Below are 18,747 nucleotides of genomic sequence, written 5' to 3' on the forward strand. Positions count from 1 at the left end.
CAAACTACAAATAATTAAATTTTCTAGCTGAGACTTGCGACGGCCCATTGGACAATCAACACAAGGCTCACCACAAATATCACGCCAAACAACAAACCGGCAACCACAAGATGCACAGGATTAAGCTTGGCGATATCTTCTTCGTACCCCTTGCCTTTTCTTACTCCGAACATGGCCCATGAAATAGCCTTGAGCGTTTGGAAAAAGTTCAGCTTGCGCTGAGATAGTTCTTTTATATCCTGACTCATGTGTACAACTCCTCACCTGAATCAGGAAAAGTAATGCACGTAAAACTGTCTTCCTATTGTCCAGCCAAACATCACAAGCACAAGCACCAGAAATATCAATCCGGCCCGCTTGTTCTTGCGACGTTGCTCAGGAGTCATCCGTAATCCTACTTAACCTGTGGCGGAGTCTCAAAAGTATGGAACGGTGCGGGCGATGGAACTGTCCACTCCAGACCCTCGGCACCTTCCCATGGCTTGGCAGGTGCGCGCTCACCCTTTCCGGCATAAGCCTTCAAGACGATGTAGAGGAACAACAACTGCGACAAACCGAACCAGAAAGCGCCGATCGTAGCAATCATATGGAAGTCAGTAAACTGCGCGGCATAGTCGGCATAACGGCGTGGCATCCCGGCCAAACCCATAAAGTGCATCGGGAAGAAAGTGATGTTGAAAGAGATCATGCTCATCCAGAAGTGCCACTTGCCCAGACGCTCGTCATACATGTAGCCTGACCACTTTGGCAGCCAGTAGTAGGTACCTGCGAACAGTGCGAACAGGGAGCCTGCAACCAGCACATAGTGGAAGTGCGCCACAACGTAATACGTATCATGTACCTGGATATCAATCGGCGCCATTGACAGGATCAGCCCGGTGAAGCCGCCGATCGTGAACACAAAAATGAAGCCAACAGAGAAAAGCATTGGCGTTTCAAAGGTCATGGAACCACGCCACATTGTGGCAACCCAGTTAAACACCTTGACGCCAGTCGGGATCGAAATCAACATCGTGGCGTACATGAAGTACAACTGCGCTGTCACAGGCATACCTGTTGCAAACATGTGGTGCGCCCAAACGATAAACGACAGGATCGCGATCGACGCTGTCGCGTAAACCATCGAGGCATAGCCAAACAACTGCTTGCGGGCAAAAGCCGGAACAATGGCGGAGATAATGCCGAAAGCCGGCAAAATCATGATGTAGACCTCGGGGTGACCAAAGAACCAGAAAATGTGCTGGTACAGAACTGGATCGCCACCCACTGCGGCATTAAAGAAGCCCGTGCCGAAATGGCGGTCGGTCAACACCATGGTGATTGCAGCAGCCAAGACGGGCATCACAGCAATCAGGAGGTAGGCGGTGATCAACCATGTCCAGCAGAACAAAGGCATTTTCATCAGTGTCATGCCAGGTGCGCGCATGTTCAAGATCGTCACGACGATGTTGATTGCACCCATGATGGATGAAGCACCCATGATGTGAACAGCAAAAATCGCCAAGTCCATGCCAGGACCCATCTGCGCCGTGAGCGGAGCATAAAGGGTCCAGCCGGCTGCCGTTGCGCCACCGGGCACAAAGAACGAGGCGGTCAGCAAGATACCTGCGACGGGCAACAGCCAGAAACTGAAGTTGTTCATCCTGGCGAATGCCATGTCTGACGCGCCGATTTGCAAAGGAATCATCCAGTTTGCAAAGCCAACAAAGGCGGGCATGATCGCGCCGAACACCATAATCAGACCGTGCATGGTCGTGAATTGGTTGAACAACTCGGGACGGAAAAACTGCAAGCCTGGCTCGAACAACTCTGTGCGCAGCAAGAGCGCCAACAGGCCACCCTCGAGAAGCATCGCAAAAGAAAAAATCAGGTACATCGTACCAATATCTTTGTGGTTGGTTGCGAACAACCAACGACGCCAACCATGCAGCGATGGACCGTGGTGGTCGTGATCGTGCGCATGATCGTGGTCATGACCGTGGCCGTGGCCACCAATGTGATCTGCTGGAATGCTACTCATGGCGAACTCCTATCCTGCTTAGGCCGCCCTCTCTTTGTAGGAGAGGACAACGATCTATACGAAATGATCCGTTTGACTTAACCAACACAATGCCAACTACGTGCTTGCTTAGCGCGCAGCCTTGACTTCAGCAGGCGAAACAACCGGGTCTTTACCCTTGCCTGCATTTGTCCATGCCGAACGCGTATAAGTGATGACAGAAGCAATCTCGACATCATTAAGCTGCGCGAAAGAAGCCATCGCCGTACCGGGCTTGCCTTTCAACAAAATTTCGATGTTTGCAGCCTTGGGGCCCATGACCAATGGGCTGCCATCAAGCGCTGGAAAAGCGCCCATGACACCTTTGCCGCTACCTTGGTGGCAGGCCACGCAGTTCGCTGCGTAAACTTTCTCACCGCGAGAAATCAGCTCTGCAGCCGTCCACTCTTTATTTGGATCATCGGCTGCCGCAAGCAGCAGTTTTTTCTGTTCAGCAGCCCATTTGGCGTAGTCTTCTTCGGAGACGACTTTCACGACAATCGGCATGAATGCATGATCCTTACCGCACAACTCGGCACACTGACCACGGAACTCGCCGATCTTGTCGGCGCGGAACCAAGTATTGCGCACGAAACCAGGGATCGCATCCTGCTTGACGGCCAAGTCAGGCACCATCCACGAGTGGATCACGTCGGCAGCCGTGACAGCCACGCGAATCTTTTTGCCGACAGGCACTACCAGCGGATTATCCACTTCCATCAGATAAAAGGGACCCTTGGGCTCTTTGTTTTCAATCTGTGCGCGAGGAGTGGAGAGGTTGGACAAATACTTGACGCCTGCGGCAGGGCCGTCGATGTACTCATAGCCCCACTTCCATTGGTAACCAGTGACTTTGACAGTCATATCCGCACCACTCGTATCCTTCATGGCGACAACGGTACGGGTCGCCGGCAACGCCATCGCAATCACTATAAGGAATGGCACAACAGTCCAAGCGACTTCGACACCCATGTGCTCATGAAATGTGGCAGGTTTGTGACCGCGTGATTTACGGTGTGCCCAAATCGAGTAGAACATGACACCGAAAACTGCTACGAAGATCACCAGACAGATGATCAACATGAACCAATGCAACCAAGCCACATCGCGCGCGATCTGGTTCACTCCCTCGGGGAGATTGAGCTGATTGACGCGCGGCCCACCGGGCATGTCTTGTACTTGCGCACTCGCGATGCCTGCAAAAAGCATGGCACAGGCGCCCAGTAACCCTCTCAACTTCTTCATGCTGACCTCTAAACACATCGCACCTAGGCGAATCCAACGATTGGCGACAAAAAACCGCCCCGCTCGAACACCCTGCGCAGAATTATTGTATGGCCAATCATAGGAGGAAATCCTCCACGTATTAGCACGTATCGCAAAGAAACGGTGGTGATTGTAGCGCAGCCTTGGCATCCATGCTGCACTACAATCCCTTTACCCCATCAGGCGTATGCAAAACATGTCAAAAACTTCGCTTTTCCCAACACGCCAAGGCCTTCAAACGCTTCTAACAAGCCTTCTGAAGCGTGCCACCCAAGAACCTGTTCAAGGGTCCATGCCTCTATATATTGCAGGCCAACGCTGCGGCTGGCTTTTCCCGGACGCAGCGCAGGCTCTGATGGGTACCAATGGACTATGTTTGAGTGCTACTGCAGCACATATTGGTGAAAATGTTCCTCTGGGCGAGCCTCTGGACGCACTGCTAGCCGAAATAGCCTTGAAACTGAAGGCCGCCGGCTGTGCGCCAGGATGGCGCAATGAGTTGCTCGATGTCTGGACGACTCCAAACGAACCCTCTCTGTCATCCCCCATCCGGATTGCTGCCATCGAGCGGGGCGTCATGCGACCGCTCGGGCTCACCACGCGAGCCGTACACCTAAGCGGCTGGTCTAAAGATGGGCGCCTGTGGGTGGCTCGACGGGCCCTGACCAAGGCAACCGATCCAGGAATGTGGGATACCCTCGTTGGAGGACTCGTGGGCAATCTGGAGGACGCTGAATTAGCGTTGGTTAGAGAGGCTGACGAAGAGGCGGGTCTGGATGCGCCGGATATTGCGACACGGACCCCCCTTCGCACCATCGCCCATATGAAGCGTCGTATTCCAGAAGGCTTTCAAACAGAGGCTGTTCTGACATGTGAGTGCATACTACCAGATCGTATTCAACCAACAAATCGTGATGGCGAAGTGATGGACATCCAGCTGTTGGATACCATGACCCTTTACAAAATGTTGCTGGAAGACGCCTTTACCCTCGAAGCATCGATTGTCATTGCTGAGGACTTGTGGCAACGGGCAGCGGACTAGTTTGCTGGGCGCGCCAGACTTCAAGGGCACGCATCCGCTGCTTGGCAACCTGTTCAATCGCCTCTCGAATGGCGGGATCTTTGGACAATAACTGGTCAAAATCCTTGGCTGGCAAACAAAGCACCTTGCTATAGCCTAAAGACCGGACTTCGAAGTTTTCCGGCACGTCATGATCAAGCAGATACATCTCGCCAAAAAACTCACCCGAGCCTAGTTCAACATGGGTGCCATCAGGCAACAAAATCGTGACCGCCCCCGAGGCGACAATATAAAGACCAAACGGCGGGACTTTTTTACCCCAAATCAGCTGGTCAGGTAAAAAAAGTCGAGGTTTTAGCATTCTAGTGACAGAGCGCTGCGCATCAAAAGGCAGACCCGTCAACAGGGGAACGCGCGCAACCAGTTCGGTTGCATTCATTTCAATATCCAAGGCTGCGTCTTTATCTAGAAACGCCCAGCGCTTGGTGACTTGAGTCGACAGGTTTTCGTAGACCTCTCCACTAATTAGAGACTGATCGAACATTTCGCCATAACGCTCTCTCTCCAGACGTCTGGCGATACGACCAAGATAATGCTCCTGCATCCACAGAGAATAATTTGGATATTGCAACTCCAGGGCATGCAGCGCTTCTCTAATGAAAGACAAACGTTGTGTATGTAATTCGCTAAGCCGCTCGCAAGCCTCCGCTCCCAAAATATCAGGCAACTTGCTGGAGATGAAATCCAATAATTGTTGGGAGATCGAGCGCATACACATGAGCGCGACAAAGCGCTGACTCAATTCATACGCTAGCCAACGCTGCACGCCAAATATCTCATACACACGCATTGCCTGCCTGAAACGTCGGGGGTAACGCATGGCACGTGCTGTACTTGTTTCAAAACCTTTTACACCTCTTAAACGAACGGCCTCCTCGAGCCGCTCAGCGCGACCGAGCAACCGCTCCGCCATATTACGATCGATAATCTGATGCTTAAGCACATCAAAATATCGCTCATACTCCTGTCGCGCGAGAATCGTCAGACCCAGATCAACACGCTCCTTGATAGAGAAATGCTCGATGTGAAGCTCACTCCCCTCTTCTATACTTTTACTGAACGCGGCATACACTCGATCGCGTGCTGCGCCGGACACCTGCTCTGAACGCGCGATTTCATCCGTTTCTTGTTGAATCATCGCAGTCGCGACAATCACAGCCTGATTGCGTAGCGCACTCTCTTTTTTGGTGAGCAAATTCAGCCCCAGCATTTTGATCATCGGCTGCAAGGACAAGCCATTGATAAAAAGAGTGGCCAGTACAAAACCGGTTACCGTAATCGCAATAAATTCGCGTGCCTCAATTGGCAAACTCGTCCGCTCAGTCACCGCAAGCGCAAGCGCAAGAGACAATGCGCCTCTGAGCCCTCCCCACCACAATACAACGCGAAAGCGTGTACCGATCCGCGCACCCAAACCAGAAAAAGAAAGGAGCGGTACAAGTCCGAACACCACGATTGCACGCGCCATGAGTGTGCCCGCGAACACAATGAAAACATAGAAAAAATGAATCCACGTCGCATTAGCCATCACCTTTGGAATCAGCATCGCCGCGAATAAAAAGATGAGAGAATTTGCCCAAAAACCAAACTGGTGCCAGGACTGTGACAACGTCACAAATGTCGTTGGAGCCATTCTGGTGCGTCCTGTTGAACCCACCACTAAACCCGCGACAACCGTCGCCACCACGCCTGACACATGAAGATAGTGTTCAGACACAAAATAGGAAAGATACGCAACTGAAATCGTTAATGAAATCTCTGCAGCCGGCCAACCACGCAATAAAGGGAAGGACAAACAGGCGAGGCGCGCCAGCACAAACCCCGTCACGCCACCACCGATAAAGAGGTAGAGGAAATTTTGTGACAAAGAGCCAAAACCCAACTCTGCGGTATGAGATAACACACCCATGAGCGCCGCATACAGCGCGATCGCAGCCGCATCGTTTAACAAACTCTCACCCTCTACTAAGGTATTAAGTCTGGCTGGCGCACCGACTTCCTTGAAAATACCAATCACCGCCGCAGGATCCGTCGTGGCAACGATCGACCCCAGTAAAAGACAGACAACCAGGCTGAATCCTGAGACCTGTGAAAGCATCACTCCCACAAACACTGTACTGATAATGACGGCCACCACCGCCATCATCAATATGGGACCGAGGTCATCGAGCAACCTGCGCACGTTCATCGCAAGAGCAGCCTCGAATAACAGGATAGGTAGAAATACGACTAAAAATGTATCTGACGATATTTCAAAAGTGCTGAGGATCGTCAAGAACTCGCCCAAGACTGGAGGCGCCCACTGATGGACATGAGAAACATATCCAAGCACACAGCCTGCGATTGCCAAGAAAACAGAATACGGAAGCTTGACTCGTCCTGCAAGAGGCGGCATGAAGCACACCAGAGCAAGCAAGCCCGTGAGGCCGAAAACGAATGAATGAATGTCCATACCGAAGGATTCCGTAGGCGCCCTGAACAACGCCTGATAACAGAACCCTATGGTACGTGAAGTTTGTAAATATTGACCTTAATGCGCCAGAGCCAAACGCATTTTTTTCATGGCGGCCACTTCGATCTGGCGAATACGCTCAGCCGATACGCCAAACTCCTCGGCCAAGTCATGCAGCGTCGCGCCACTATCGTCCTGAAGCCAGCGCGCCTGCACAATACGCCGTGAGCGTGGATCCAAGGCATCGAGTGCACGATCAAGGCCTGCGCCACGCATCATGTCCTCCGCGCGTCGCTCAAGCACCTGAGTCGGATCATCATGACCCTCATCGGACAAATAAGCAATCGGTGCGTAGGCGTCCTCATCGTCATCTTGATTTTCAAGCGACATTTCGCGGCCGGACAGTCTGACTTCCATCTCGCGAACATCTTCAGTGCGAACATTGAGTTGTGCCGCGATGTCATCGACTTGCTTGGAGTCGAGTGTCTGGCCGTCAGGACGCATGCTGCGCAAATTAAAGAAAAGCTTACGCTGCGCCTTTGTCGTGGCGACTTTGACCATCCTCCAGTTGCGGACAATGTATTCGTGTATTTCAGCTTTGATCCAATGCACTGCAAACGAAACCAGCCTGACCCCACGCTCGGGATCAAAACGCTTGACAGCCTTCATGAGGCCGACATTACCTTCTTGAATCAAATCAGCATGAGGCAATCCATAGCCAAGATACTGACGCGCCACCGAAACAACCAGTCTCAGATGTGACAAAACCAACTCTCTTGCGGCATCGATATCTTGACTGTCACGCAAGCGACGGGCAAGCTCACTCTCTTGCTCTGGCGTCAGCACAGGCAAGCGATTTACCGTAGAGATATAGGCCTCAATCGTCCCGAGCGAGCCGGGATTCGAAATAGCCATTGCGAGTTGACTAGGTTGCAAGGTCAAAGCTGCCGTATTTGTCATAATGAGAAAGACTCCCTTTAACGAGGCGTCATCCAAGTTTTAATTTTAGCACTCGAACTCCCCGAGTGCCAATATGACGGTTTTATCAGAGGAAAGTTCCGTATTACTCGTCAGAGTGTTAATCTGAGAGGCGTCCTTCAGATAGCCTGTCGAGTCTGAGATGCTTTTGTTTGTCCCTGGATTTGGGTATGTCCGACTTAGTCAAGTTTCTTTCCAAAATTTTGCTTGCCTGCCTACTCGTCATCGCCGTGGGCTGGGCGACTTACATCGGCGTGCGTTATTACCACGCTGAACAGGTCGCTTACCGTTGGATTTCGGGTCTTGCGGCGAAACAAGCCGAGTGGGAAAAGAAAATTACTGCCGAAGGCGGCAATACGCTGACCGGTTTTGCCAAACCAGATGCGCCCCGTGCCGTTCAAGGACTCGAAGGAAAGTTCGCCGGGCTCGCCTACGATCCGTTGCAAAAACGCCTCTTGGCTGTTGTAAATAAACCCACCTCTATCGTTGTGCTCTCTACGGAAGGTCAGCTGCTCGCCACCTTCCCTGTCAAGGGAATGTCCGAGATCAACGGTATTGCGTGGATGGGCGGTAACCGCGTGGCGCTTGTGAACGGTAAGCGCAATAGGGTTGTGCTGACTGAAATACCTTCTACCCCACAGACACTAGACGTTACGCGCGCTTTTGCTCTATTACTGCGCTTTGGCGAGGGTGAAGACGCGAACCAAGGCTTTAACGGCTTAGGTTACGACCTCAAGCGTGATCGTCTCTACATTTCCAAAGAACACAGTCCCAGAACGCTTTATCGTGTCAGTGGACTCAATTATCTTCAGTCCCCTGATTCGCGCGGCTTGAGGATCGAAAACATCAGCCACTGGCTCGATGAGGTGCCTTTTGCGACAGATTTATCTTCAGTTGAGGCGGATCCAAGTAATGGTAGGGTGTTTTTATTAAGCGAAGAATCTCAAATGATCGTGCAACTCGATGGTGACAGTGGAAAAGGGCGCGGTATGCTGTCCCTCTCACCCAAGGGTTCAAAGCCAATGCCGCGTCCGGAAGGCATCGCAACCGATGACTCCGGCAACCTTTATATTGTCAGCGAACCCAATCTTTTTTACCGGCTTAAAAAACCCTGATACGAGGCATTCGCTCCGGTAATGGCCAGACAACCCCGACTCTACGCATCGGGTTACGCACAGTTGGTGTCGATCCAGTTCACCAGCTCCGCACAACAAGCCCTGCAAACGCCTCCACATCACTATTATCGTGACTTGGTCTATTGGCTTGGCCAGCTTTCTTCAGTATGTCAGACGACGATTCACGGCTGGTCTGTCACCCCACAATACATTTTGTTGCTCGCGACGCCTAAACATGACAAAAGTCTACCCAGCCTCGTGCAAGGTATTGGTCGCAAACTCGCCCCTCTACTCGGTCTGGGTAGCGTCTTTTCCGGTCGCTATCACTCCATGATTCCCCAACCGGGGCTTTGGGTTTTACCTTCACTGCTTTGGCTGGAGCAACAACCGATTCGAGAAAAACTCGTCACCGATGCGGAGGCTTGGCCGTGGTCATCGGCACCCTTGCATGCTGGCGTAGCCGGTCAGCTTCCTGCCTGGCTGCAGCCCCATCCCGACTACTGGCAATGTGGAAATACCCCTTTCGATCGACAGGCAAACTATCGCAAGCGCTTGACCGAAGGTCTGTCAGCGGCATCCGAGCTACAAATCAAACAATTCCTGAGAGGCCAGTGGGCGCTAGGTGATGAGGCGTTCGTCTTGGAGTTGCAAAAAAGTGCGACGCGGCGTGTTACGCCAAAACCGCGCGGCCGCCCAAGAAAATACTGATCCGTCCCCATTTATTTTGCACCTTAGTAGTGCATCCTATTAATTGGGGACGCACCCTTCTTTATTTTCTTGCAAGGCTTGATTTTCAAGGGTATTGTTGCGCTCTTGCGCTGCAACATAGCAGTCCAGTCCCTGGAGCTCAACATGTCGACTTTTCCTCTAAATTTTCATCCCTCAAAGGCCTCACAGGCCGCTGCCCTGCCTGCTGCCGGGCTACCAAAGGCTCAGGGACTCTACAACCCCGCCAATGAGCATGATGCCTGTGGCGTGGGTTTTGTTGCTCACATCAAGGGCCAAAAAAGTCACGCCATCATTGAGCAGGGTCTCAAAATTCTTGAAAATCTCGATCACCGCGGAGCAGTCGGCGCCGACAAGCTCATGGGTGACGGTGCCGGCATTCTGATCCAGATCCCCGACGCGTTTTACCGACAGGATCTCGCTAAAAAAGGCATCTCCTTGCCAGCCCCTGGTGAATATGGGGTTGCAATGGTCTTTCTACCTAAAGAAATCGCCTCGCGCCTGGCTTGTGAGCAGGAGCTTGATCGTTCAGTTCGCGCAGAAGGCCAGGTCGTCTTAGGCTGGCGTGATGTGCCTGTCGATGCGGACATGCCCATGTCGCCAGCCGTCCGCGCCTGTGAACCCGTCATTCGACAGTTATTCATCGGTCGCGGCGCCGACGTGATGGTCCCGGATGCACTTGAGCGCAAGCTTTATGTCATCCGTAAAACTGCAAGCCATGCCATTCAGGCGATGGGGCTTGCTCACGGCAAGGAATATTTCGTTCCGTCAGCCTCAGTGCGCACTGTGGTTTACAAAGGCTTGCTGCTCGCAGACCAAGTGGGTCGCTATTACAGAGACTTGGCAGATCCTTTGACTGTTTCAGCCGTCGCGCTTGTCCACCAGCGCTTTTCGACCAACACCTTCCCCGCCTGGCCGCTTGCCCACCCCTATCGCATGATTGCGCACAACGGTGAAATCAATACCGTCAAAGGCAACTTCAACTGGTTGCGCGCGCGCGAAGGCATGATGCAATCAGCCGTCTTGGGTGACGATCTGAAAAAACTGTACCCGATTGTTTACGAAGGTCAGTCCGACACGGCAACCTTCGATAACTGCCTTGAGCTGCTTGTTAACTCAGGCTACTCGCTGGCCCACGCCATGATGATGATGATTCCCGAAGCTTGGGAACAACATACCCACATGGATCCCAGCCGTCGCGCGTTCTACGAGTACCACGCCGCAATGATGGAGCCATGGGATGGTCCCGCCGCTGTCGCATTTACAGATGGTCGTCAGATCGGTGCGACGCTGGACCGCAATGGCCTGCGCCCTGCACGCTATCTAATCACAGATGACGATATGGTCATCATGGCCTCCGAGGCGGGCACCCTCCCCATTCCGGAAAACCGCATCGTCAAAAAATGGCGCTTGCAGCCCGGCAAAATGTTCTTGATCGACCTTGAGCAAGGCCGCATCATCGACGACGCCGAAATCAAATCGCAACTCGCAAACTCTCGGCCTTATCGCCAGTGGATCGACCGCTTGCGCGTCAAGCTCGAGTCTTTACCCACACCCACCTCCGACACCCTGCCAGCAGTCAGCACAAGCCTGCTCGATCGGCAGCAAGCCTTTGGCTGGACACAAGAGGACTTTAAATTTGTTCTCGAAGTGATGGCCGACACCGGCGAAGAGGCAATTGGCTCGATGGGTAATGACGCGCCCCTCGCCGTGCTGTCAAGTCGTGCAAAACCCTTCTACAACTATTTCCGTCAGCTTTTTGCTCAAGTGACTAACCCACCGATTGATCCCATCCGGGAGCAAATGGTGATGTCTCTGGTTTCCTTTATTGGGCCCAAGCCAAACCTGCTCGACATCAACAATGTCAATCCACCGTTGCGCCTTGAGGTCAACCAGCCTGTTCTGGATGCAAAAGAAATGGCGCGTATCCGCGGCATCTCCGAATTGACGGGCGACAAGTTCCGCAGCTTCGAACTGCACATTAGCTATCCTGCCGCTTGGGGCGCGCACGGCATTGAAGCACGTTTGGCCGCTTTGTGCGCACGCGCTGTCGATGCAGTCAAAAGCGGTTATACCGTCCTGATCTTGACTGACCGTAACGTAGATAGCGAACATGTGGCGATCCCTGCGCTGCTCGCTACCTCAGCGATCCATCAACATCTGATTCGCGAAGGCCTGCGCACAAACACAGGTTTGGTCGTTGAAACCGGCTCCGCGCGAGAAGTCCATCATTTCGCGCTGCTTGGTGGCTATGGCGCCGAAGCCATCCATCCCTTCCTCGCGATGGAAAGCATTGCTGCAATCAGCAAAGATCCGGAAAAAGCAGTCAAAAACTACGTCAAGGCAATCGGCAAAGGTCTCAACAAAGTGATGTCCAAAATGGGCATTTCAACCTACATGTCCTATTGCGGCGCGCAGATTTTCGAAGCTGTGGGTTTACGTACGGATCTAGTCAACAAATACTTCTCCGGTACCGCCAGCACCATCGAGGGTATCGGTATTTTTGAAGTGGCCGAAGAAGCCTTGCGCACCCATCGGGCAGCCTTCAGCAACGATCCCGTGTTGGCGAACGCGCTGGACGCGGGCGGCGAATACGCCTTCCGCGTGCGTGGCGAAGACCACATGTGGACCCCCGACTCCATCGCCAAGCTCCAACACGCGACGCGTGCGAACAATTACCGCACATACAAGGAGTACGCGCAGCTGATTAATGATCAGAGCCGCCGTCATATGACTTTGCGCGGACTATTCGAGTTCAAAGTCGATCCTGCGCGTGCCATACCTTTGGATCAAGTCGAACCGGCAAAAGAAATCGTCAAACGTTTTGCCACAGGCGCGATGTCGCTGGGCTCTATTTCGACTGAAGCACACTCCGTGCTTGCGGTTGCAATGAACCGTATTGGCGGCAAATCAAATACCGGTGAAGGTGGCGAAGACGAATTACGCTATCGCAGTGAGCTTCGCACCGGCAAGAGCGGTATTCAAGCGGGGGCGACGCTTGCAAGCGAACTTGGTGCTGATCGCATTGCCGCTGACATCCCCCTGCAAGAGGGCGACTCCATGCGCTCCAAAATCAAACAGGTCGCTTCTGGCCGCTTTGGTGTGAGCGCCGAATACCTCTCAAGCGCCGATCAAATCCAAATCAAAATGGCCCAAGGCGCCAAGCCTGGTGAAGGCGGACAGTTACCCGGACACAAGGTCTCAGAGTACATCGCCAAGCTGCGTTGCTCGGTGCCTGGGGTAGGATTGATTTCACCCCCGCCTCACCACGACATCTACTCTATCGAAGATCTGGCCCAACTCATTCACGATCTCAAAAACGTGAATGACCGTGCCTCGATTTCCGTCAAGCTGGTCTCAGAAGTAGGTGTTGGAACCGTTGCCGCAGGTGTGGCGAAAGCCAAAGCCGACCACGTGACAATCTCAGGTCATGATGGCGGCACAGGCGCCTCGCCCGTCTCCTCCATTAAGCACGCGGGAACGCCTTGGGAGCTTGGTCTTGCCGAAACACAGCAAACACTGATGCTCAACCAACTGCGCAGCCGCATTCGTGTTCAGGCAGACGGACAAATGAAGACCGGCCGCGACGTCGTCATTGGCGCACTGCTCGGTGCGGATGAATTTGGTTTCGCCACAGCACCCTTGGTGGTCGAAGGGTGCATCATGATGCGCAAGTGTCACCTCAATACCTGCCCCGTTGGCGTGGCCACCCAAGACCCCGTGCTGCGTCAAAAATTCCAAGGCAAACCCGAACACGTCGTAAACTACTTCTTCTTTGTTGCAGAAGAGGTGCGTGAAATCATGGCGCAGCTTGGTATCAGCAACTTTGATGATTTAGTTGGACGTGCAGAGTTACTGGATACACGTTCGGGCATTGAGCACTGGAAAGCGCACGGACTGGATTTTGGACGCGTGTTTTATCAGCCAGCCACCGACAGCCCACGCAGACACACAGAAGGACAAGATCATGGCCTTGATGCCGCGCTCGACCATCAGTTGATTGAGCGCAGCATCCCCGCAATCGAACGCGGCGAAAAAGTCTCCTTCATTGTGCCGGTCCGCAACCGCAATCGCACAATCGGCGCCATGCTGTCAGGGCGCATCGCCTCACGCTACGGTGATGAGGGCCTGCCGGATGACACCATTCACATCCAGTGTAACGGCACTGCCGGCCAAAGTTTTGGCGCTTTCCTTGCGCGCGGCGTAACGCTTGACCTTGTCGGTGAGGCCAACGACTACGTGGGCAAAGGCCTCTCGGGGGGTCGCATCATCGTGCGCTCTCCCAATGATTTCCGCGGTTTTGGCCCTGATCACATCATCGTTGGCAATACCGTACTGTACGGCGCGACGGGTGGCGAAGCCTACTTCAATGGTGTGGGCGGTGAACGCTTCGCTGTTCGCAACTCTGGTGCCGCCGCGGTCGTTGAAGGCACGGGCGATCACGGTTGTGAATACATGACAGGCGGTACTGTCGTTGTGCTGGGCGATACCGGTCGCAACTTCGCAGCAGGCATGTCAGGCGGCGTTGCGTATGTCTGGGATCCGGAAGGGTCTTTTGCCGATCGCTGCAATACGTCAATGGTTGCACTCGAGCCTGTATTGTCCTCTGCAGAGCAATCTAAAGAGCAAGCCATCGATATTTGGCACAGCATGACGCGTGGTGGAGAGCGCGAAACAGACGAAGCGATTTTGAAACGTCTGGTTGAAAATCATTTCCGCTACACAGGTAGCTTCCGCGCACGTGATCTCGTCAGCAACTGGGACAGCGCACGAAGCAAATTCGTCAAAGTCATGCCTGTCGACTACAAGCGCGCGCTCGGAGAAATGTGGCGCGCCGCCAACCCTCAGCCTAAAGCAGCTTAAGGAAGCATCATGGGAAAAATTACTGGATTTCTCGAAGTTAAACGCTTGCAAGAAGCCTCCGAGCCCCCCGCAAATCGACTCAAGCATTGGAAAGAGTTTGTCGTGCACCTGAGCGACGAACAAGCGGGCAAACAGGCAGCGCGCTGCATGGATTGCGGCATTCCCTTTTGTAATAACGGCTGTCCTGTCAACAACATCATTCCTGACTGGAACGATTTGGTCTACCGCCAAAACTGGCGAGGCGCATTGGATGTGCTGCATTCGACCAATAACTTTCCCGAGTTCACGGGGCGGATTTGTCCAGCACCTTGCGAAGCTGCTTGCACGCTAAACATCAATGATGATGCAGTTGGCATCAAATCCATTGAACATGCGATCATCGACAAGGGCTGGGAACAGGGCTGGGTCGTTCCCCAAGCTCCTGCGCAAAAAACAGGCAAGAAAGTCGCCATCATCGGCTCCGGTCCAGCTGGCTTGGCATGTGCTCAACAGTTGGCACGCGTGGGCCATGACGTCACCGTGTTTGAAAAGAACGATCGCATCGGTGGCTTGTTGCGTTATGGAATTCCAGATTTCAAACTTGAAAAGAAATTGATCGATCAGCGAATTGCCCAAATGGAAGCTGAAGGCGTGACCTTCAAGGCCTCCCATTATGTCGGGCAAGTCAATGACGCGCCTGAAAAGGGTCTGACAGTCAAAACTCCCGAGGCGCTCCAAAAAGAATTTGATGCGATCGTGTTGACTGGCGGCTGTGAAACACCCCGTGACTTACCCATTCCTGGCCGCGAACTCGATGGTGTGATGTATGCCATGGACTTTTTGCGTCCCCAGAACAAAGTCGTCGCGGGTGACAAACTAAACAACCAAGTTCTTGCGAAAGGCAAGCATGTGGTGGTGATCGGTGGTGGTGATACAGGCTCGGACTGCGTGGGCACGAGCAATCGACATGGCGCCAAGTCTGTGACACAGATTGAACTCATGCCGCGCCCGCCTGAGACTGAGAACAAGGCAATGACCTGGCCCTACTGGCCCGCCAAGCTCCGTACATCCTCTTCGCATGAAGAAGGTGCCGAACGTGACTGGGCCATTACCAGCAAAGCACTCGTAGGCAAAAACGGTAAAGTTGAAAAGCTGGTTGCCGCACGCGTCGAATGGATCAAAGACGAAGCGACCGGACAGATGCGCATGCAAGAAATCAAAGGATCTGAATTCGATATTCAAGCCGATCTGGTTCTGCTTGCGATGGGCTTTGTGGCCCCCGTGAGCAATGTTTTAACAGCGTTTGGTATCGATCAGGATCCTCGCGGCAATGCGCGTGCCAATACTGATGACTACAAGAGCAACGTCGACAAGGTGTTTGCGGCAGGTGACATGCGCCGCGGCCAGTCTCTGGTCGTTTGGGCGATCCGCGAAGGACGGCAGTGCGCACGCTCAGTCGATGAATATCTGATGGGCTATAGTGAGTTGCCACGTTAACTCCCGACAGGTCGTTTATATGAAAAACTTGAAACGTATTGTTCAGTTCGCTTTAGCTAGTACTTTGACTGTCTTAGCTACTTCGCCCATCGCTGCTCGCGCGCAAGCCGTCGATCAATGGCCGAATAAGGGCTTGACGCTCATCGTGCCTTACGCGCCAGGCGGATTTTCCGATACCCGGATGCGTCTGCTGGCACGCAAGCTCTCCGAAAAACTGGGTCAACCTGTTGTCGTAGAAAACAAAGGCGGCGCAGGCGGTGTGATCGGTACGGCTCTTGTGGCAAAAGCGGCTCCCGATGGTTACACGCTGGGGTCCGGGAACCTTGCGCCATTGGCCGTGAATCCAACGCTCATGCCAAAAATCCCGTACAACGTTTCTCGCGATTTGGCGCCAGTCATTTTGATCGAAAATAGCCCGCTTGTTTTGAGCGTAGCCAATAACTTGCCAGCCAAGACGCTGGATGAGCTCATTGCTCTTGCCAAAAAGGATCCGGGCAAACTGACTTTTGGCTCCTCTGGTGTGGGTGGCGCGCATCACCTTTCAGGCGAAATGTTTCGTGATGCGACAAAAATCGATATCACCCATGTTCCTTATAAAGGCGGATCTCCCGCCGCAACAGACCTGATGGCAGGTCACCTCAACATGATGTTTGAAATGGGCTATGCAGCGCTGCCTTCAATTCAAGGAGGTCGCGTGCGTCCAATCGCCGTGACATCCGCCGAACGCATTGCCATCCTGCCTGACGTGCCCACCATGTCCGAACTCGGTGTCAAAGGTTTTGAGTCCTACAACTGGCAAGGTATTGTCGTACCAGCAGGCACGCCCGCCCCTGTTATCGCAAAGCTGAACCAGGCATTCAATGAAATACTCAAAGATCCTGATGTCGCCAAGGCAATTTCCAGCGTCGGCAGCCAGGCTGTAGGGGGTACGCCTGAATATTTTGGAAAGTTTATCGCCGATGAAACAGCCAAATGGGCAAAAGTCATCAAAACTGCGGATATTAAGCTGAATTGAGAAATTAGCCTTGTCATTGCGCCCTTGCCGCGCAGACTGGCTGTAAGCGGGCGGTACAATAAGGGGTCCGGGTAGGAATGCCCGCTTTGGCTTAATTAGCCTTGATCCCAACGCCTGCCAATGTCATCGCTTTCAACCGACCCTGACGACTTCGTGCTGCGCCTGACTGGCGTATCGCTTGGCTATGGAGATATCGATATATTGCGTGATATCTCCCTGTGTGTCCGGCGCGGCGAAGTCGTGGCCCTGATGGGCGGCTCAGGTTCAGGCAAAACCACGCTGCTGCGGGCTGCGACAGGTCAGATTCGCGCGCGTCTTGGAGAAGTCTCTCTTTTTAATAAAGACCTCGCTCAAATCAATGTCACTGAACTGCAGGCTTTACGCCAAAAAATGGGCGTACTGTTTCAGCAGGGTGCCTTATTTACCGATCTCAATGTTTTTGAAAATGTGGCCTTTCCCCTCAGGGAACACACAAGGCTTGCGCAGCCCGAGTTGCTCACGCGCGTGCTTGATGCACTCGAGGCGGTCGGACTCCGCGCAGCTGCGCACTTGCGTGTCTCAGAAATTTCCGGCGGCATGGCTCGCCGGGTAGCGCTCGCGCGTGCAGTCGTGCTTGAACCAGAGCTTGTGCTCTATGACGAGCCTTTCGCCGGTCTCGATCCAATCTCTTTGGGGATTACCGCGCGTCTGATCCGGAGTTTGTCAGACAGATTGGGCTGTGCGAGCGTCGTGATCACCCACGACATCAACGAATCATTCGCGATCGCCGACCACGTCTATCTGATTGGGCAAGGCGTCATCAAGGCGCATGGTACGCCTGACACACTTGGCAACTCCACAGACCCTTATGTCATGCAATTTCTAAAGGGCGAGCCCGATGGGCCCGTCGCCTTTGATTACCCTACTACACCTAAATTCGACGCTTGGCTCAAACAGCAAGAGGCCAAGCGATGAGCGTACACACCTATCTGTCAGCGATCGGTCATAGCGTCCGGACTCGGATCAGCGGACTTGGGACTTTCACGCGCTTTTTCTGTCTTTTATTACAACGCAGTGGTATTGTTTTTTCTCGTCCGCGTCTCGTTTCGCAACAGATACACTTCATTGGCAACTATTCACTGCTGATTATTGCTGTCTCAGGACTTTTTGTTGGTTTCGTTCTTGGTTTACAGGGTTACTACACACTTAATCGCTACGGCTCCGAAGAGGCGCTTGGTCTGTTAGTCGCACTCTCACTGACGCGCGAACTCGGACCCGTCGTGACCGCGCTTCTCTTTGCTGGTCGAGCCGGCACCTCTCTGACTGCCGAAATCGGCCTGATGAAAGCAGGTGAGCAATTGGCCGCGATGGAAGTGATGGCCGTCGATCCGGTTCGCCGAGTGTTGGCACCTCGTTTCTGGGGTGGCGTGATTGCCATGCCAATATTAGCTGCGGTGTTTTCGATGGTCGGTATTCTGGGTGGCTGGATCGTTGGCGTGCTGATGATCGGTATTGATACCGGTGCGTTCTGGTCTCAGATGCAAAGTGGCGTCGATGTCTGGAAAGACGTCATGAACGGTGTCATTAAAAGCCTTGTTTTTGGCGTGGCAGTCACCTTGATTGCGCTCTACGAAGGTTGGCAGTGCCGACCTACCCCAGAGGGCGTGTCGCGTGCGACGACCCGCACTGTGGTCGCAGGTTCACTCGCTGTCTTGGGTCTTGATTTTCTGCTGACCGCATTGATGTTCAGCAACTGAT

14 protein-coding genes are annotated in these 18,747 nt (G+C 53.3%); 8 read left to right on the forward strand and 6 right to left on the reverse strand.

All coding sequences use genetic code 11. The annotated features are described in order from the left end of the window. Nucleotides 1–23: 23 nt before the first annotated feature. From QWY27_RS09200 to coxB, 4 genes are all read right to left on the reverse strand, one after another. Nucleotides 24–248: a DUF2970 domain-containing protein gene (locus tag QWY27_RS09200; protein ID WP_290196939.1), complete on the reverse strand. Its 225-nt coding sequence runs from the start codon at nucleotides 246–248 to the stop codon at nucleotides 24–26. Nucleotides 249–269: 21 nt separating this feature from the next. Continuing rightward, on the reverse strand, nucleotides 270–386 hold the full coding sequence (locus tag QWY27_RS15380) for a cytochrome oxidase small assembly protein (RefSeq protein ID WP_435433471.1): 117 nt from the start codon (nucleotides 384–386) through the stop codon (nucleotides 270–272). Nucleotides 387–394: 8 nt separating this feature from the next. Continuing rightward, nucleotides 395–2,020, reverse strand: coding sequence for a cytochrome c oxidase subunit I (gene ctaD / locus QWY27_RS09205; protein WP_290196941.1), 1,626 nt, complete (start codon nucleotides 2,018–2,020; stop codon nucleotides 395–397). Between the two features lie 108 nt (nucleotides 2,021–2,128). Beyond that, entirely contained in the window at nucleotides 2,129–3,283 is a 1,155-nt protein-coding gene (gene coxB / locus QWY27_RS09210; RefSeq protein WP_290196942.1) for a cytochrome c oxidase subunit II, read from the reverse strand. Nucleotides 3,284–3,500: 217 nt separating this feature from the next. On the opposite strand from coxB, the gene QWY27_RS09215 reads away from it, so the two are divergent. Continuing rightward, nucleotides 3,501–4,346 carry an NUDIX hydrolase gene (locus tag QWY27_RS09215; protein WP_290196944.1) on the forward strand — a complete coding sequence of 282 codons (846 nt, stop codon included), beginning with the start codon at nucleotides 3,501–3,503 and terminating at the stop codon, nucleotides 4,344–4,346. Here the strand turns inward: QWY27_RS09215 and QWY27_RS09220 are convergent. Continuing rightward, complete coding sequence (locus tag QWY27_RS09220; RefSeq protein ID WP_290196946.1) at nucleotides 4,309–6,837, reverse strand: cation:proton antiporter; 2,529 nt, start codon at nucleotides 6,835–6,837, stop codon at nucleotides 4,309–4,311. The two genes, QWY27_RS09215 and QWY27_RS09220, sit on opposite strands and share 38 nt — an antisense overlap. A 78-nt stretch (nucleotides 6,838–6,915) precedes the next feature. Continuing rightward, nucleotides 6,916–7,797, reverse strand: coding sequence for an RNA polymerase sigma factor RpoH (rpoH, locus tag QWY27_RS09225; protein WP_290196948.1), 882 nt, complete (start codon nucleotides 7,795–7,797; stop codon nucleotides 6,916–6,918). A gap of 188 nt (nucleotides 7,798–7,985) precedes the next feature. Here rpoH and QWY27_RS09230 point away from each other — a divergent pair, with 188 nt between their 5' ends. From QWY27_RS09230 to mlaE, 7 genes are all read left to right on the forward strand, one after another. Next, nucleotides 7,986–8,930 carry an SdiA-regulated domain-containing protein gene (locus QWY27_RS09230; RefSeq protein ID WP_290196950.1) on the forward strand — a complete coding sequence of 315 codons (945 nt, stop codon included), beginning with the start codon at nucleotides 7,986–7,988 and terminating at the stop codon, nucleotides 8,928–8,930. Between the two features lie 21 nt (nucleotides 8,931–8,951). After that, nucleotides 8,952–9,638: a hypothetical protein gene (locus QWY27_RS09235; RefSeq protein WP_290196951.1), complete on the forward strand. Its 687-nt coding sequence runs from the start codon at nucleotides 8,952–8,954 to the stop codon at nucleotides 9,636–9,638. A gap of 144 nt (nucleotides 9,639–9,782) precedes the next feature. Beyond that, nucleotides 9,783–14,519 carry a glutamate synthase-related protein gene (locus QWY27_RS09240; RefSeq protein ID WP_290196953.1) on the forward strand — a complete coding sequence of 1,579 codons (4,737 nt, stop codon included), beginning with the start codon at nucleotides 9,783–9,785 and terminating at the stop codon, nucleotides 14,517–14,519. A 9-nt stretch (nucleotides 14,520–14,528) separates the two neighbouring features. Then, nucleotides 14,529–15,995 carry a glutamate synthase subunit beta gene (locus tag QWY27_RS09245; protein WP_290196955.1) on the forward strand — a complete coding sequence of 489 codons (1,467 nt, stop codon included), beginning with the start codon at nucleotides 14,529–14,531 and terminating at the stop codon, nucleotides 15,993–15,995. 19 nt (nucleotides 15,996–16,014) lie between these two features. Beyond that, nucleotides 16,015–17,010 (forward strand): Bug family tripartite tricarboxylate transporter substrate binding protein, encoded by a 996-nt coding sequence (locus QWY27_RS09250; RefSeq protein ID WP_290196957.1) that lies wholly within the window; start codon nucleotides 16,015–16,017, stop codon nucleotides 17,008–17,010. Between the two features lie 120 nt (nucleotides 17,011–17,130). After that, entirely contained in the window at nucleotides 17,131–17,964 is an 834-nt protein-coding gene (locus QWY27_RS09255; protein WP_290196959.1) for an ABC transporter ATP-binding protein, read from the forward strand. Next, nucleotides 17,961–18,746, forward strand: a complete 786-nt coding sequence (gene mlaE, locus QWY27_RS09260; protein ID WP_290196961.1) for a lipid asymmetry maintenance ABC transporter permease subunit MlaE — start codon at nucleotides 17,961–17,963, stop codon at nucleotides 18,744–18,746. Before QWY27_RS09255 ends, mlaE begins: the two co-directional genes overlap by 4 nt. The last annotated feature ends 1 nt before the right edge of the window (nucleotide 18,747 follow it).

Origin of the sequence: Zwartia vadi (genome assembly GCF_030410375.1) — a bacterium.
Classification (GTDB): Bacteria; Pseudomonadota; Gammaproteobacteria; order Burkholderiales; family Burkholderiaceae_B; genus Zwartia; species Zwartia vadi.